11 protein-coding genes are annotated in these 17032 nt (G+C 50.9%); 9 read left to right on the forward strand and 2 right to left on the reverse strand.

Annotated features, from left to right (window positions below; translation table 11 throughout):
- Positions 1-16 precede the first annotated feature (16 nt).
- The 6 genes from prmA to deoC all read left to right on the forward strand — a co-directional run bounded on the left by prmA (position 17) and on the right by deoC (position 5303).
- Positions 17-997, forward strand: a complete 981-nt coding sequence (gene prmA, locus ACQ5BJ_RS08755; protein WP_430110070.1) for a 50S ribosomal protein L11 methyltransferase — start codon at positions 17-19, stop codon at positions 995-997.
- A gap of 17 nt (positions 998-1014) precedes the next feature.
- A complete protein-coding gene (locus tag ACQ5BJ_RS08760; protein WP_005547896.1) occupies positions 1015-1698 on the forward strand; it encodes a site-2 protease family protein in 684 nt (227 codons plus the stop codon).
- A 108-nt stretch (positions 1699-1806) separates the two neighbouring features.
- On the forward strand, positions 1807-2586 hold the full coding sequence (locus ACQ5BJ_RS08765; protein WP_005547898.1) for a 16S rRNA (uracil(1498)-N(3))-methyltransferase: 780 nt from the start codon (positions 1807-1809) through the stop codon (positions 2584-2586).
- Between the two features lie 3 nt (positions 2587-2589).
- Positions 2590-3930, forward strand: a complete 1341-nt coding sequence (gene mtaB / locus ACQ5BJ_RS08770) for a tRNA (N(6)-L-threonylcarbamoyladenosine(37)-C(2))-methylthiotransferase MtaB (protein WP_430110067.1) — start codon at positions 2590-2592, stop codon at positions 3928-3930.
- Positions 3931-4124: 194 nt separating this feature from the next.
- A complete protein-coding gene (locus ACQ5BJ_RS08775; RefSeq protein ID WP_367667202.1) occupies positions 4125-4556 on the forward strand; it encodes an NUDIX hydrolase in 432 nt (143 codons plus the stop codon).
- A 33-nt stretch (positions 4557-4589) separates the two neighbouring features.
- Positions 4590-5303, forward strand: a complete 714-nt coding sequence (gene deoC / locus ACQ5BJ_RS08780; RefSeq protein WP_367667203.1) for a deoxyribose-phosphate aldolase — start codon at positions 4590-4592, stop codon at positions 5301-5303.
- Here the strand turns inward: deoC and ACQ5BJ_RS08785 are convergent.
- Positions 5236-6201 (reverse strand): Na/Pi cotransporter family protein, encoded by a 966-nt coding sequence (locus tag ACQ5BJ_RS08785; RefSeq protein WP_289354955.1) that lies wholly within the window; start codon positions 6199-6201, stop codon positions 5236-5238. The genes deoC and ACQ5BJ_RS08785 overlap by 68 nt on opposite strands.
- Before the next feature lie 104 nt (positions 6202-6305).
- On the opposite strand from ACQ5BJ_RS08785, the gene ACQ5BJ_RS08790 reads away from it, so the two are divergent.
- Positions 6306-7688 (forward strand): class I SAM-dependent rRNA methyltransferase, encoded by a 1383-nt coding sequence (locus ACQ5BJ_RS08790; RefSeq protein WP_430110063.1) that lies wholly within the window; start codon positions 6306-6308, stop codon positions 7686-7688.
- A 152-nt stretch (positions 7689-7840) separates the two neighbouring features.
- On the opposite strand, the gene ACQ5BJ_RS08795 is transcribed toward ACQ5BJ_RS08790, so the two are convergent.
- Complete coding sequence (locus tag ACQ5BJ_RS08795; protein WP_430110060.1) at positions 7841-8815, reverse strand: DUF1835 domain-containing protein; 975 nt, start codon at positions 8813-8815, stop codon at positions 7841-7843.
- 284 nt (positions 8816-9099) lie between these two features.
- On the opposite strand from ACQ5BJ_RS08795, the gene addB reads away from it, so the two are divergent.
- Together addB and ACQ5BJ_RS08805 are read left to right on the forward strand one after the other, a co-directional pair.
- Entirely contained in the window at positions 9100-12708 is a 3609-nt protein-coding gene (gene addB, locus ACQ5BJ_RS08800) for a helicase-exonuclease AddAB subunit AddB (RefSeq protein ID WP_430110057.1), read from the forward strand.
- The gene (locus tag ACQ5BJ_RS08805; protein WP_430110054.1) at positions 12689-17026 is read left to right on the forward strand and encodes a UvrD-helicase domain-containing protein; all 4338 of its coding nucleotides are present in this window, start codon (positions 12689-12691) and stop codon (positions 17024-17026) included. The genes addB and ACQ5BJ_RS08805 overlap by 20 nt, the downstream gene beginning before the upstream one ends.
- Positions 17027-17032 lie beyond the last annotated feature (6 nt).

A 17032-nucleotide genomic window follows, 5' to 3' on the forward strand; every position in this document is an offset into this window, starting at 1 on the left:
AGGAGGATGTACGATCGTGCATTGGCATGAATTAACGATACATACGACCGAAGAAGCAATTGAGATGATTTCGAACTTTTTGCATGAAGCTGGCGCTGGAGGCGTGACGATTGAAGAATCGGGGACCCTTAACAAGGAGCGCGATACAAAGTATGGGGAATGGTATGAGCTGCCGCTGAACGATATCCCAGAAGGACAAGCTGTCGTACAAGGGTATTTTGCAGACGGCACTGATTTGAAGGAAGTTGAATCAATCATTCGTGAGCGGATTGAAGAGCTGAGAAGCTATGAGATAGATCCGGGTGAGGCACTAATTACTTGGCGTACGGTTCATGAAGATGAATGGGCAAATGCATGGAAGCAATATTTCAAACCAGCTCGCGTAACAGATCGGCTGACAATCAAGCCAACATGGGAGTCCTATACGGCGCAAGAGGGTGAGCAGATTATTGAGCTGGATCCGGGCATGGCGTTCGGAACGGGGACGCATCCGACGACTTCGCTATGCTTGCGCACCTTGGAGAGTGTCGTTCAAGGCGGAGAGGAAGTCATTGACGTTGGGACAGGCTCTGGTATATTGGCAATCGGTGCTTGTAAGCTTGGCGCCAAGCATGTGCTTGCAATTGATTTGGATCCGGTGGCAGTATCCAGTGCGATGGAGAACGCCAGCCTGAACGGGTTATCTGACGCCATTACCGTACTAGAGGGCGATCTGCTAAGCATTATCAAAACGAGCGGTACAGCAGAAGAGCAGGCGCTTGGCGTACGGCTTCCTGTCCAGATTGTAGTCGCTAATATTTTGGCGGAAATCATTCTGCTGTTCGTAACGGATGTATATGAAGCATTGCAGCCTGGCGGTGTTTACATTGCGTCAGGGATTTACAAAAATAAAGAAGACGTCGTAGAGCAGGACTTGCTGGCGAAAGGCTTCATCATTGAAGCGAAGCATCGTGAAGAGGACTGGATTGCGTTTGTGGCGCGCAAGCCGTTTGAATAAAGGAGAGGGGACGTTTTATGGATTTTCTAAATAGCCTGCTGGTGGTCAAGCTGGAGCTGCTGCCCTTTCTAGTGTTGTCGCTGCTGCTTTCATTCACCGTTCACGAATTTGCTCATGCTTACTCCGCATGGAAGTTCGGTGATCCGACAGCGAAGATGCTCGGCCGTGTCAGCTTGAATCCCACGAAGCATATTGATTTTCTTGGTATGCTGCTGTTCGTTATTGCTGGCTTCGGTTGGGCAAGACCTGTTCCAGTCAATCGGGACAATTTCAAGAATCCGCGCACAATGGGGATTGTCGTATCGGCAGTCGGGCCGCTGAGCAACCTATTACTAGCATTTGTTGGCACATTGGTGCTGCATTTAGGATTTAAACTAGGATTCGTCGATGTGGAGTCCGGCAACCGGATTCACTTGGCATTATTTTATTTCTTGTCTTTCTTGATTTCGAACAATATCCTGCTGTTCTTGTTCAACTTAATTCCGCTGCCGCCGCTGGACGGCTATCGAATTGTAGAAGATTTGGCACCGTCTCATGTTCGTGCCCGGCTGCAGCAAATTGAGCAATGGTCGATCTTTATCTTCTTGCTTATCGTGTTCATCCCGGTATTGCGAGATAAGACATTAGGGCCTTTGTTCAGTCTGATTCAGCCGATCATGAGGGAAATGTCCAGAGCAGCCATGTTCATCGTAGGCAGTTAAAAATGGCTATGTAAGATACGGCTGAGTCCTTACAATGACTAGAGTGAAAATGTTGACAATACTGGCGGATGCCGCTCAAAACGTGTATGATGAGGAATGTTGATTACGATGCAGAAATATTTTGTGCCCTCCGAGCAGTTCGGAGATGAAAGCATACAAATTACGGGCAATGATGCCCACCATATTATGAACGTAATGCGCCTCAAGCCTGGAGCTGAGATATTGGTCAGCGATGGAGAGAAGCGTGAAGCGGTCGTCGTGATTGAACAATGCAGCGCGGACGGGGTAGAAGCTCGAATTGTTGAAATGAGAGACTTTGACCGAGAGCCGTCTGTCCAAGTGACAATTGCGCAGAGTTTGCCTAAAGGCGATAAAATGGAGCTTATCATTCAGAAATGCACGGAGATTGGTGCCGTGCATTTCATGCCGTTCGTGTCTGAACGGACGGTTGTACAATATGACAGCAAGAAGGAAGCAAAGCGCTTGGAGCGTTGGGGCAAAATTGCGAAGGAGGCTGCTGAGCAGTCTCATCGGAATGTAGTGCCCACGATTGAAGCATCTATGAATTGGAAGGCTTTGATGTCCCAGTTTGCTTCTTATGACCTTGTGCTCATTTGTTATGAGGATGAGCGGGGTACGATGCTGCGCGACGTATTAGAAGCGTTCGCGCCTACAGAGGGCGACATGCAGAATCGTACAGTGAAGCAAGCACGCATTATGGTTGTCATTGGGCCAGAAGGCGGGTTTACTTCGCAGGAAATTCATTCCGCAGTGGAAGCTGGAGCACGATGTGTCAGCCTAGGCCGCCGCATTCTGCGGGCAGAAACGGCAGGAATGGCTGCATGTGCCTGCATCATGTATCAATTTGGAGAAATGGGGGGAATGTGAACGATGCCATCAGTAGCATTTTACACATTAGGCTGCAAAGTCAATTTTTACGATACTGAAGCGATTTGGCAATTGTTCAAAAATGAAGGCTATGAGCAGGTAGACTTCGAGCAGACGGCAGACGTGTACCTGATTAATACGTGTACCGTAACGAATACAGGCGACAAGAAGAGCCGCCAAATTATTCGCCGTGCTGTGCGTCGCAATCCAGACGCAATTATTGCGGTAACAGGATGCTATGCGCAAACATCGCCTGCTGAGATTCTTGATATTCCTGGCGTCGATCTCGTTATTGGAACGCAGGATCGCGAAAAGTTGATGGATTACATCCGTGAGCTGCATGAGCAGCGCCAGCCGATCAATGCGGTGCGGAATATTATGAAAACTCGGGCGTTTGAGGAATTGGACGTGCCAGACTTCGCAGAGCGGACGCGCGCGTTCTTGAAAATCCAAGAAGGCTGCAACAACTTCTGCACATTCTGCATCATTCCTTGGTCGCGCGGTCTGTCCCGCAGCCGTGAAGCGGAGAGTGTGTTGAATCAGGCTCGCCAGCTCGTAGCGGCAGGCTACAAGGAGATCGTCTTGACAGGAATTCATACCGGCGGCTACGGCGACGATATGGAGAATTATGATTTGACTGACTTGCTGTGGGATTTGGACAAGGTAGAGGGGCTTGAACGCATTCGCATCAGCTCCATTGAGGCAAGCCAAATTGATGATCGCATGATCGAGGTATTGAACAAGTCTTCGAAAATGTGCCGTCACCTGCATATTCCGCTTCAAGCGGGCAATGACGAAGTGTTGAAGCGCATGCGCCGCAAATATACAACACAGGAATTCGCGGAGAAGCTTGCACGCATACGCGAGGCAATGCCGAATGTGGCAATTACGACAGACGTTATTGTTGGCTTCCCAGGCGAAACGGATGAGCATTTCCGTCAAAGCTATGAATTTATGAAGCAAGTGGGCTTCTCTGAAATGCACGTATTCCCGTATTCGAAGCGCACAGGTACTCCGGCTGCGCGCATGGAGGATCAAGTGGATGAAGAGGTGAAGCATGCTCGCGTTCATGAGCTGATTGATCTGTCTGAACAAATGCAGCTGGAATACGCGAAGCAGTTCGTTGGACAAGTCGTCGATGTCATTCCGGAACGGAATACGAAAGGCGACCAAGGTGCTGGCATGCTGATGGGTTACTCGGACAATTACCTTCAAGTGATCTTTGAAGGAGATGAATCCTTAATTGGCCAAGTCTGCCGCGTAAAAATTACAGAAGCGGGCGTGAATGAGAATCAAGGCGTCCTTACACGCGTCATCGGTCAGGAGCCGAATGTTGCTTCCTAATTGTACAGTTCAGCAGCATGAAGGACAGCCAGAAATAGATGAACGGCAAGAAACTACAGACACAAATAACCGAAACTACTGAATAAGGAATCGAGGAGGATTCTCCGTTTGGCGCTTGGCTGAATGGATGAAATCCTCTTTCTTTTCGGTTAGGATATATACATACGAGTTATGAATTTGATGGAGGTGCGCATATGAAGGAAGTATCAGCAGGAGGAGTCGTATACCGCAGAAGAGGAGAAGAGCTGGAAATTCAGCTCATCCAAGATCGCTATGGCAAAATATCGCTAGCCAAAGGCAAGATGGAAGCAGGGGAGACGATTGAACAGACTGCTTTGCGGGAAATATGGGAAGAGACTGGGATTCGTGGACGTATCGATAAAAAACTCGATACCATTTATTATCAATATGTACAACCACAAGCGGGTACAATTGATAAAGAGGTGCATTATTTCCTCGTTGAGGCAGAGGAAGGCAAGCTCCATGCGCAAATTGAGGAAATTCGCAGCGTAGAGTGGTATCGTCCACAGGAAGCATGGGAGAAGCAGCGGGAGCTCGGATATGATAACAACGATCACATCCTGCAAAAAGCTTTTGAAGAATTGTCCGTATCCGTAAATCTTTAATCCTCTGCACATTGCCGGAAGGAGAGAGTATGCATGACGGATCAACTTCAATTGGCACAATATATCGATCACACCTTGCTTAAGCCGGAGGCGGCATTGCGCGATATCGAGAAACTGTGTTCGGAGGCGAGTCGATTCCACTTTTACAGTGTATGCGTCAACGGGTTTTGGGTATCAGCCTGTCGTGAACTGCTGAATGGAACAGGTGTGCATGTGGCTGCGGTATGTGGGTTCCCATTGGGAGCCACTGCCAGTCAAGCCAAGGCATTTGAAGCAGCCCGTGCCGTGGAGGACGGGGCTGCTGAGATCGATATGGTGCTGCAAATTGGAAGCCTTCTACGTGGAGATGTGAAGGCTGTGGAGCAGGATATTGCTCAGGTCGTTCGAATGGTAGAAGGACGCGCGATCGTCAAGGTCATATTGGAAACGGGCATTCTTAATACGAAGCAAAAAATTGCGGCTTGCAAAGCATCAGAATCGGCGGGTGCTCATTTTGTCAAGACGTCAACTGGATTTGGCAAGGGCGGGGCAACCCTCGAAGATATTCGTCTTTTGCGGGCACATGTATCCTCTCGATTGGGTGTCAAGGCATCTGGCGGTATTCGGGACACTGCCTCAGCCCTCGCAATGATTAAAGCTGGTGCAACGCGCATCGGAACAAGCTCCGGCATTGCAATTATTAACGGATTCGGCTCCATACCGGCAAGTAGCACAAAGGCAGGGCCAGCAGGGAGCTCGCAATATTAAATATCGATTGGGCATGTGCAATCTGGCCGGCTGCATCTGAGGAGAAAGCTGCGCTCAGCTGCCCAATTTGGTTGATAAAGGGATAGAATAAGATGGCACCACCGATATTTAATGTGACGTGGGACCAGGCGACGAACTGGCCGCTTTTCGTTCCGCCGAGAGAGGCGATGACAGCGGTGAAGCAGGTGCCGACATTAGAGCCGATTGCTATCGCGATGCCTACTTCAACAGGCAATGCTCCGGTTGCTGACAATCCCATCGCCATGGCAATGATTGCTGCACTACTGTGCACGAGCGCTGTAATGACGATGCCCGCAGCCAGAGCCCAGAGCAGACTGTCGCTTGAACGTTCTAGGAACCATGTGAATAAGCCGCGCTGCTGGAGCGGCTCGCTAATTTTCTTCATCCACTCTATGCCCAGCATGATAAAGGCGAAGCCGGCTGTGGCAAGAGATCCGTACTGGAGCGGCCGCATCCAAGAGGAAAAGTGTTGCAGAAGCCTAGGCTGATATTCATCGACCAATGCTCCCATCAGCCATCCAGCTATGGACAGATAGAGGAGCGGCGCTGCAAATTGACTTATATTAAGACCAATCAGTTCAGTCGTCAAACAGGTGCCAATGTTTGTTCCTAATATAATGCCGAGCGTGCGGGAGAAGTTTATAATACCCGCATTGACCAAGCCAATCGTTATGACTGTGATGGCTGTGCTGCTTTGCAGCACGGCTGTCATGCCTGTGCTAAACAGCATACCGTGAAGCGGGGTTCGGGTCGAGCTGTGCAGAAATCGATGCAAATAAGGGCCTGCCCAAGCATGAAGGGCAAGCTCCATCGTTTTCATTCCAAACAGAAACAGTGCCAACCCGCCAAGGAGCGGGAACCAAATTTCTTTGAACATGAAGGGCTCCTTTGTCATTGATCATTCATCGCAATACGTTATCCATTCTATGCTTGCGAGTGGACAGCCATGACAAGCTATGGGAGCCGAGAGGAGAACTGTAATTGAATAGGCCTTTTGTAAAATTAATCCGTTCGCGGAAAAAGAGAATTGAACGCTCTCATCCATGGGTGTATCAATCGGAAATAGAGGTGGTAGAAGGTAACCCGCAGCCAGGAACGCTTGTGGATGTCCAGAACGCCCAAGGGAAGTATATCGCAACAGGATATTATAATCCTGCATCGCAAATTACGGTTCGGATCGTGTCCTATGAACCGATTGAAGCGATGGATGAAGTCTTCTTCAAGGAACGGATTGAACGCTGTGTCGCTCATCGCCAGCGCTTCTTGCCTGGAGCTGCGGCATATCGTCTTGTGTATGGAGAAGCCGACTTCCTGCCGGGACTCATCGTCGATCGCTTTGGTGATGTTCTCGTCGTGCAAATCGTGACACTCGGTATGGATGTGCATCGGGAGGCTTTGGTTGCAGCTTTGGTAGATGTCATGCAGCCGCGCGGCATCTACGAGCGCAGTGATGTGCCAATTCGCGAGCGGGAAGGACTTGAACTGAAGACAGGTATTCTGTACGGAGATTGCCCGCGTCATATTCAAGTGGAGGAGAACGGGCTTCTCATCGAAGTGGATATTGTAGAAGGACAGAAGACTGGCTACTTCTTCGATCAGCGTGAGAACCGCGCTTCCATTGCCCCGCTCATGACAGGCTGGGGAGCCCGCAGCGGCATCCGATTGGGTGAAGTAGAAGCAGAGGATGGAACTGTGCAGACGCTGCCGCTTAATGCAAAGGGCAAGCCGGTTACCTTCCCTTGGTGGGATGGAGCGACTGTGCTGGAATGCTTCTCTCATACGGGAAGCTTCACACTGAATGCTTGTAAATATGGGGCCAAGAAGGTCACTTGTCTCGATATTTCCGAGCATGCGATCGAGAGTGCGAAGCGCAATGTTGAATTGAATGGTTTTACAGAGCGTGTAGAGTTTGTCGTTGCGGATGCCTTCGCCTACTTGCGCGAGCAGGTTCACGGCTTGGAGGAGCGTGCACAGCGGGCGAGTGGAGAAGCCGGTGCGAAGAAGGTAGATACTTCGAAGCCGATGACCGCTGGCGGCGGACGTACGTGGGATGTTGTCGTACTGGATCCTCCCGCCTTCGCAAAAACGCGAGGCGCTGTTGAGGGGGCGTATCGCGGATACAAGGATATTAATCTGCACGGCATGAAGCTCGTTAATGATGGCGGCTATTTGGTAACGGCAAGCTGCTCTTATCATATGCGGCCAGACATGTTCATGCAGTCGATATTGGATGCGGCACAGGATGCGGGCAAGGTGCTTCGTCTTGTGGAATGGCGCCCTGCGGGCAAGGATCACCCGCAAATTGCGGGTGTTGATGAAGGACATTATTTGAAGTTCGCTATTTTCGAGGTTCGCACGAAGTAGTATTTTATGCGGCTCTTCCGCTGCAATTGAAGGGATTTACGTGAAAAGCGCTATGCGCTGTAGACCAGATCGGATTGGTCTACAATGCACGGCGCTTCTTTTGCATACGTACATGTTCAAAATCGTATCCGTTTAAAGATTTCATCTTGCTGCTATTTTATTCCGACTGCAGTGCGAGTTATAAATGCACCGCCCAGCCAGCGTCCATATCCACCGACTTGCGCCCAGTTGAGTGTGCCGTTCAGCACCTGTTGGCCATTGTCGGTTACGAACAACTGCCCGTCATTCGCAGCAGAGGACTGGAAAGGTTCAGGCAATGGGGACGAGCTTGGAGACAGCTCAAGCAGAGGAGCATCGCCACTTGTCAATCTGCGCAGGTAGCCCCAGAATTGCAAATCCCCTAGTCCGTATTCCGGCAGCTGCTTGCGAACAATGTCGTAGCATTGTTGAAAGGAAGCAGTTCCATCCTTAACGGCATGCAGTGTGATTCGCTCGACAATTCCCATTCCATCCTGTACGGATGGATAACGGGAAAGATGGAACTGAAGCGCTTCCCTAATAGCGCAGAATGGGGCAGATACGGAACTGGCATCGTTAACCCATTGCGCAATTTTAAGCGGATTTGGACTCGTATATGCGATCCATGCTGATCGCATCCATTCGATACGCTCTGCGGTCAGTAAAATGGCAGTGTCGCGATAAGGAGCCAATTGTTCTCCTGTCAACGCGCCAAATCCGAGATAGCGATCATGCTCAGCGATCGATGCAATATCGACCCAGTAAAGTTTGGCGTTCGCATTTTCCTGTGTTAGGCGATCCACTAAGCGGAGTAGCATTGTAATGTCAAACAAATCGTGTTCGAACCATAATGCAATCTCATTAGCGGGTAAAATATCAGATTTCCACGAACGTTCCTGTTCATTTCCTCTCTGCAAAAAAACAGTTGAAGGCAGTCCGCACATGCGCTCCAGTTGCAAAGCCCGATACGCTAAATACTGCTCTAGCCTTGCATATACAGGGCCTTCGGTCAGCAGTTCAGAATATACCCATACCTTCTCTTTCCATCGCTGTTCAGCAATGCTGCTTAGTTGTCTGGCAGTGCACTCCCCGTTGACAATATGAATCATGACAATCAGCCTCCTTGTTCGAATTAGAGGGTATGTTGAACATGAGCCTCGTCTTCGATCCCGCCTTCCTCGTGAAATGATGTCTATCACAGGAAGCGATTGGCGAATATCGGCATCTTTTCCAAACATGTGTTCTATCGACAGATTGGATTATGGTATAATGAAACCTAATGCTAGAATCGGCTGTATTCGAAAATATATACCATTTATTGGTTTGATTATAGTTTATCACATCGTGGCAAGCAGATGCCATGAATCGTAATCAGGGAAATGGAGGGATCACTTTGCCGTTGCATTTTGTCATCGGTCGTTCCGGCAGTGGCAAGACGGAGCATGTATTGAGACAAGTACGAGATGAGCTTCGGAGTAAAGCGGACGGGACTCCGATCATATGGATAGTGCCTGAACAGGCAACTTTTCAAGCAGAACATGCGCTCATTCGCGAGGAAGGAATCGCGGGCATTATGAGAGCGCAAGTGCTGAGCTTCCGTCGTCTTGCGTATCGGGTAATGCAGGAAACGGGCGGCACAGCACTGACTCCTATCAATGAAGAAGGCAAGAAGATGCTGCTGTACAAAATCTTGCAGCACCGCAAGTCGGATTTGCCTTTATTCGCTGGTGCGGCGGAGCAATTTGGATTTATTGAGAAACTAAATGATCTCTTTGATGAAATGAAGCGATATCGAGTGGAACCCAGTGAGGTGGATGAGCATCTCGCTTTTTTGGATGCGCATATGACCGGCCAGCCGCTGCTGTCCGCGAAGTTGCGAGACATATCCAGCATTCTGCACGAATTCGAATCGGAATTGGCTGGCCGCTATTTGGATGGCGAAGATGTGCTTGCCAAGCTGTCCGAGGGGGTTGCAGCATCGAAGTATGTAAAGAATGCTGATATTTGGATTGACGGGTTTCATGGATTTACCCCACAGGAATATGCAGTTCTCGCTTCCCTTATTCTTCATGCGCCTAATGTGAACGTGACGCTGTGTCTGGACAAGGCGTATGAGCTAGGCGAGGTTCCGCATGAGCTGAACTTGTTCCACCCGACGGCTACTACGATGCTGAAGCTGCGCGAAATCGCCGACACCCTCGGTGTAGAGATCGGGCGCATCACGAAGCTGGAGCCGCAGGAAGATCCGCTTCCACGTTATGCGGCATCGCCCATGCTCGCTCATCTGGAGCGGAACTTCGAGCGCAAAGTAAAGTATCGCGAGTCGGAAAATGCCGCCGCGGCAAGCAAGATCAAGGATGGGCATCCGCCTGCCCGTAAAGATGAACAGGAGATTACCGTGCAGGCTGCTGTTCATCGCCGCGCAGAGGTTGAAGCGATAGCTAGAGATATGCTGAGCCGTGTGCGCAATGAACAAGTCCGCTGGAGAGACATGGCGGTTATGGTGCGAAATATTGCGCATTATGGCGAGCTGATTGATACGGTGTTCACGGAAGCGGGGATTCCATACTTTACGGATCAGAAGAAATCAGTTTTACATCATCCTTTTGTCGAAATGACGCGGGCTGTGCTTGATATATTGATAGGCAATTGGAAATACGATGCTGTATTTCGATTTGTCAAAACAGACTTTCTGCTGCCTGACGACGCCTCGATAACAAGAGAGCATTTTGACAAGCTGGAGAACTATGTGCTTGCTTGCGGCATTGAAGGGACGATGTGGACGAATAAGCGTCCGTGGCCCGTGCTGCCAGACCTGTCGCTCGATCCGGATCATGCCGATGGAGCGGCGGAGCGTACGGAAGAAGAAGCCGATGCTGCGGAAAAACCAAAACATGCGCCAGAATGGGTGGAGCATTGCCGCAGCATCATTGCCGAGCCGATTGCCGAGCTTGCACGCTCGATGAAGGCAAGCTCGAATGTGCGAGGCATGTGCGAAGCCCTGTACTCCTTCTGGATGGCGCTTGGCGTACCTCACAAGCTGGAGCGCATGAGTCAGGATGCTCTGCTTGATGGGGATGTCCAGTTATCGCGGGAGCATCGGCAAATATGGGGCTCGCTCTTAGACATTTTGGATCAAATGGTTGAAATGGTTGGCGAAGAGAAGATGAGTATAGAATTGTTCGGCGGCATGCTCGATACTGGATTCGAGAGCATCAAAATGGCGCTTGTGCCGCCTGCGCTTGATCAGGTGCTCATTGCTTCGATGGATCGGACAAGACCAGGCCAAATTATGCATTTATATATGTTAGGCGTAAATGATGGCGTTATACCAGCGCGGCCGATTGAGGATGGAGTGCTCACCGAGCATGAACGGGATACGCTGCAGCAAATTGGCATGGAGCTTGCGCCGGGCGTTCGCCGCAAGCTTTTGGATGAGCGTTTCTTAATCTATCAATCTTTTGCTACTCCCAGCAGAAGTTTATGGATTAGTTATGCGCTCGCTGATGAAGAAGGAAAGACCCTGCTGCCGTCCGAGGTGGTGCGGCATGTGCGCAGCATGTTCCCGCGTGTGCAAGAACGGCTCGTCATGGCTGAGCCGAACGAGTTTATGAATGAACAGGAGCAAGCGGAATTCGCCGTCTATCCAGAATCTGCGCTCAAGCACTTGATCGTCCAGCTGCGTCAATGGCGTCAAGGAAGGCCGATCGCTAATGTGTGGTGGGATGTATACCGCTGGTTTGCAGCGCAGCCAGCTTGGCATGATCGACTGAAGGTGCTGATGAGCTCACTCTTGTATCGCAATCAGGCAGAGGCGCTTACTCCGGTAACGAGCCGTCACTTGTACGGCACTGCTTTGCGGACGAGTGTGTCTCGCATGGAGCGTTTCGTTGCCTGTCCATTCTCGCATTTCGCTTCCCATGGCTTAAAGTTGAAGGAGCGTCGGGTATATCGATTGGAGGCGCCGGATATTGGGCAGCTGTTCCATGCGGCACTCAGCCGTTTTGCGATAGATTTGCAAAGCTCGAACCGCACATGGGCGGCTCTGTCTGCGGATGAATGCCGGGCAGAAGCGGATCGCATTGTAGATATGCTTGCTCCAAGGCTACAGGGGGAAATCCTGCTGAGCTCGAAGCGCTATGAGCATATTTCCCTCAAGTTGAAGCGAATTGTAGGACGTGCGGCTTCTGTGCTTGGGGAGCATGCGCGAAGAGGCCGTTTTGAGCCGATTGGGCTGGAGTTGGATTTTGGGCCAGATAAGCTGCTGCCGCCGCTTCGTTTCACACTTAGCAATGGATGCACGATGGAGATCATCGGCCGCATTGACCGAGTCGACAAGGCGGAAAGCGAGCGAGGCGTTCTTCTGCGCGTGATCGATTACAAATCAAGTGCGACAGATTTGAAGCTGCAGGAAGTGTATTATGGGTTGTCGCTGCAAATGCTCACTTATTTGGATGTGTTGATCACATATGCGGAAATGTGGCTTGGAACGGCGGCATTGCCTGCAGGCACACTCTATTTCCATGTTCACAATCCGCTATTGCAGGCTGCGAATGGAATGAGTGTGGAGCAAGCTTACGAGCAAATGATGAAGAAATATAAAATGCGCGGACTCGTCCTAGCGGATCGAGAGGTAGTGTCCTTGATGGATGAGCCGCTTGAAAAAGGATATTCGGACGTTCTTCCCGTAGCGGTAAAGGCGGACGGTTCGTTTTACAGCAATGCCTCTGTTGCAACTACAGAACAGTGGGATATGCTGCGCGGAACGGCACGCCATGTGATTCAAGATATCGGAACCCGCATTACCGATGGCGACGTTCGCATTGATCCGTATCGCCTTGGTACAAAGAAGGCGTGTGATTTTTGCAGCTATAAACCTGTATGCCAGTTCGATGAGTTGACCGAGGGCAATGAATATCATGTATTGCCGCGGATGACGAAGGAAGAAGTATGGATGAAGATGGAAGGAGGGGAAGACGAGGATGGATCAGCGCGAAAATAAGAACGAAAGTGAGATTCTGGACGATAAGCAGGATCTGGAGCTTGATTTGCTGGATTGGGTATCGTCTCGTTCGGATGAGAATCAGGCATCGTCTACAGTAAGGGTGCTTCCAGGCAAGCCGAAAGGGAGCACCTGGACAGACGAGCAATGGCGCGCTGTCGTCGACGGGGGGCAAAATGTGCTTGTCGCTGCTGCGGCCGGTTCAGGGAAAACAGCTGTGCTCGTTGAACGCATCATCCGGACGATTCGTGATGAGAAGCATCCTGTTCATGTCGATCAGCTGCTTGTCGCAACGTTTACAAAAGCGGCCGCATCTGAAATGAGAGAGCGGATTCGGCTTGCTCTGGAGCGGGAATTGGAGGCAAAGCCGGATTCAGAGCATCTTCGCCGTCAGCTGGCGCTATTGAATCGTGCTTCCATCACAACGCTGCACTCCTTCTGCCTTGAAGTGATTCAACGTCATTTCCAATCTGTGCAGCTTGATCCGGCTTTCCGGATTTCGAATGAAACCGAGACAGAGCTGCTGCGGCAGGATGTATTGGAAGAATTGTTCGAGCAGCGCTATGCAGACGGACACGTGGAGTTCAAGCGAATGGTTGATTGGTTCAGCGGAGAACGCAGCGATGAAGCTGCATTTCGCTTAGTTCAACAGCTGTATGACTTCTCGCGCAGCCACCCTTGGCCGGATGATTGGATGAAGGAAATGGCCGCTTCGTTCGAAGTGAAATCGGTGGACGAACTGGGTCGTACGCCTTGGGTGGCGAGCGTCATGCAGGATGCACGCTTGACCTTGAACGGAATTGTAGAGCTGCTGCGGCAGGCGTATCGATTGTTGGATGCCCCTGGCGGACCTGAACCGTATCGGGAGGCACTTATTCAGGAGCTGTCAGGAGCAGCGGCCTTGGCCGAGGCGGCTGAGAATGAACCGTGGGAGGAGCTGCATGCTTCATTTGATCTGCTGTCGTTTGGTCGATTGGCTGCGTGCCGGGGGGATAAGTATGATAAATCGCTGCAGGAGCAGGTAAAGCGTCTTCGCGATCAAGCAAAAGCTCGGCTTCAGCAGTTGCGGGACGAATTGTTTCGCAGAACTCCGGAGCAATTTTTGCAGGAACTGACTGTCATTGCACCAGTTATGCATACGCTCGCGGATGTCGTGATTGAATTCGGCATACGCTTCGAGGAAGCCAAACGCAAAAAGGGATGGCTTGATTTTTCAGATTTGGAGCATTATTGCCTCCGCATTCTACGTGATCCGAGCTCGACGCCGGATCACACCATTCCATCCGAAGCAGCCAGACAGTATGAAGAGCAGTACGTTGAAATTTTACTTGATGAATATCAGGATACCAATATGGTTCAGGAAGCGATTGTGAATCTGATTACGCGTTCCGGCGCAGGTAATCGCTTTATGGTTGGAGACGTGAAGCAAAGCATTTATCGCTTCCGTCTTGCTGAGCCAGGGCTGTTCCTGAGCAAATATGAATCGTATTCTTCAGACAGCAGCGAGCATAAGGGAATCCGTATTGACTTGGCGCGCAACTTCCGCAGCCGACAAGGGGTCGTCGATGCAGTCAATATGCTGTTCCGACAAATTATGAACGAGCGAGTCGCTGAGCTGAAATATGATGAGGCCGCTGAACTTGTATGCGGCGCTTCCTACCCGACGTTGGAGGATATCAGCGAGGAATTGCGCGCCGCTCAGCGGGAACCCGATAGCGAGCAGCTTGCAGAGCGCCAGAACTATGCAACCGAACTGGTATTGATTGAGAAGGCGAGCGCAGGGGCAGACACGGAGGCTGCTGCAGATGAGAATGAGGATGAAGAGTCGGATATGGATGGATCCTCAGCGACTTCGCTTGACCCGGCTGAAATGGAAACAGCCCGCCTCGAAGCGAGGGCAATTGCAGGGAGAATCCGCAGACTGCTTGGGGATGAAGGGACAGAACCGTTTCTGGTCTACGACAAGCACTTGAAGCGTATGCGTCCGGCGACGTATCGGGATATTGTGATATTGCTGCGAGCGACACAAGCCTGGGCGCCGCTCATGGTAGAGGAGCTTAGATTGGAAGGCATTCCTGCATATGCCGAGTTTAATACGGGCTATTTCCAAGCTACCGAGGTTGAAGTTGTGTTGTCATTGCTTCGCGTGATTGATAATCCGCAGCAGGATATCCCGCTGGCGGCTGTTCTTCGCTCGCCTATCGTTGGACTTACGCCAGAAGAGCTGGCACATATTCGGCTTGTAGGGAAAGGAATCTCCTTCTATGACGCAGTATGCAGAACAGTGCAAGATGAGGGGGGAAAGCAAGCTGGAAACGATGCCTCAGAGGCTTTAGACCTGCAGGACAAGCTGTACCGCTTCCTATACAAGCTGGAGCATTGGCGAATAGCAGCTCGTCAAGGAAGTCTATCGCAGCTCATTTGGCAGCTGTACCGGGAAACAGGCTACTATGAATGGGTAGGTGGATTGGCAGGAGGCATGCAGCGCCAGGCCAATTTGCGTGCACTGTATGATCGGGCGCGTCAATACGAATCCTCCTCCATTCGCGGTTTGTTCCGTTTTCTTCGCTTTATTGATCGTATGCGCGACACAGGCGGGGACTTGGGAACTGCCCGCGCATTAGGGGAGCAAGAGGATGTTGTCCGGATTATGACCATCCACAAAAGTAAAGGCTTGGAGTTCCCCATTGTTTTTGTTGCGGGACTATCGAAGCGTTTCAATCAACAAGATTTGAATTCTTCCTTTTTGGTGCATAAGCAGCTTGGCTTTGGGCCGAAGTTCGTTGATGAAGAGCTTCGAGTTTCTTATCCGACGCTGCCAAACTTGGCGATTCGCAGACAAATGAAGCTTGAGCTTCTCGCAGAGGAGATGCGTGTCTTATACGTCGCCTTGACACGGCCTAAGGAGAAGATGATTCTAATCGGCACCGTCAATGATCCAGAGAAGGCCATTCGCGAGTGGGGAGAGGCTCTTGATGTAGAATCCCTGCTGCTGCCTGATTACATGGTTGCGCGGGCACGTTCCTACATGGATTGGATCGGCCCGTCTGTCATTCGTCACAAGTCTGCTTCTGAATGGCGCCGCTATGCGGGACTTCCGAATCGCAATGGCGAATGCCTGTTGGAGGATCAATCGGAGTGGCGCCTGTCGATTATGTCCGCAGCAATTCTTGCTTCAGGCACCGCAATTGGCGGGATGGAACTGGATGAAGATAAGGCAGATCTGCTTGCAGCATTGGCGCGGCTGGAAGTGCAGGAGGAGATGCCGGCAAGTGATTGGCAGGCAGTATTGGATGAACGCCTTAAATGGCGTGATCCGAATCGGATTGCTAGCCTGCTGCCCGCCAAGACATCGGTGACGGAAATGAAGCGGATGGCAGCATCAGAAGAATGGCCGGCTGATCAATGGGTTGCTGAGCCTGACACTGAGCTTTTACCTATGTTGGAAGAGATAGTGGAAGGCGGTGCTTCAATCGAAAATGCTCCATCCTTGGTGATGCCGAAAGGGGACAGTGCATCCGGATCTTCTCCTGCTAACAGCGAAGAGGGATTCACCCTGCATTTGCAACGCCCTAAATTCATGGAGGCAAGCAAGGTGACACCTGCGGAACGGGGAACCATGTATCATTTGCTCATGCAACATATGCCTCTTCATTCGGATGTAACAGTAGATACGGTTAGAGCTACGCTGCTGCACTTGGTTCAGCATCAATATATGTCGGATAAGCAGGCGGAAGCAATCGATCAGGCTGCGGTTGCTGGCTTTTTCCAAAGCGAGGTGGGCCGTCAATTGGTTCAGGCATCATGGGTGAAGCGGGAGCTTCCATTCAGCTATGGGCTGACGGCAGCTGAAGCGTACACAATTGAGCTGACGAGACAGCTGCATTTCGGTTCTGGAAAATTGACGCTTGAGCAAGACAACATTGAGCCGGATTCTGTTGAGCAAGGGACACAGTCTGGAGAGGTTGATTCGGTAGAGATAGTGAAGGAAAACAGCCGCCAACAGGAGAAACAGTCAATTGAGCGCTTTGTCGCAACCTCCACCTTCGCGGCACGAGATGCTTCTGGCTTGCTTGACGAGGAGACGGTGCTCGTCCAAGGGGTCATTGATTGCATGTTCGAGTGGGAGGGACAGCTCGTGCTGCTTGACTATAAGACCGATAAGGTGCTTGAGGATCGGGGCGGTCTGAAGGCCTTGACGGAGCACTATCGCTTCCAGTTGAATTTATACGCGCGCGCAATTGAGCAGATCTTCCATCGCCCAGTCGACCGCAAGGTGCTGTACTTTTTCGATGCAGGGCAGGCATGTGAACTGTAATCAATT

This window comes from Paenibacillus sp. B1-35 (genome assembly GCF_050474385.1).
GTDB classification, from domain to species: domain Bacteria; phylum Bacillota; class Bacilli; order Paenibacillales; family Paenibacillaceae; genus Paenibacillus_B; species Paenibacillus_B alvei.

What these genes read in the sequence shown, in the direction of transcription:
- ACQ5BJ_RS08805 (WP_430110054.1), top strand. Translation starts at nt 12,689, where the DNA reads ATGGATCAGCGCGAAAATAAGAACGAAAGTGAGATTCTGGACGATAAG.
- ACQ5BJ_RS08765 (WP_005547898.1), top strand. Translation starts at nt 1,807, where the DNA reads ATGCAGAAATATTTTGTGCCCTCCGAGCAGTTCGGAGATGAAAGCATA.
- deoC (WP_367667203.1), top strand. Translation starts at nt 4,590, where the DNA reads ATGACGGATCAACTTCAATTGGCACAATATATCGATCACACCTTGCTT.
- ACQ5BJ_RS08795 (WP_430110060.1), bottom strand. Translation starts at nt 8,815, where the DNA reads ATGATTCATATTGTCAACGGGGAGTGCACTGCCAGACAACTAAGCAGC.
- ACQ5BJ_RS08760 (WP_005547896.1), top strand. Translation starts at nt 1,015, where the DNA reads ATGGATTTTCTAAATAGCCTGCTGGTGGTCAAGCTGGAGCTGCTGCCC.
- ACQ5BJ_RS08775 (WP_367667202.1), top strand. Translation starts at nt 4,125, where the DNA reads ATGAAGGAAGTATCAGCAGGAGGAGTCGTATACCGCAGAAGAGGAGAA.
- ACQ5BJ_RS08785 (WP_289354955.1), bottom strand. Translation starts at nt 6,201, where the DNA reads ATGTTCAAAGAAATTTGGTTCCCGCTCCTTGGCGGGTTGGCACTGTTT.
- mtaB (WP_430110067.1), top strand. Translation starts at nt 2,590, where the DNA reads ATGCCATCAGTAGCATTTTACACATTAGGCTGCAAAGTCAATTTTTAC.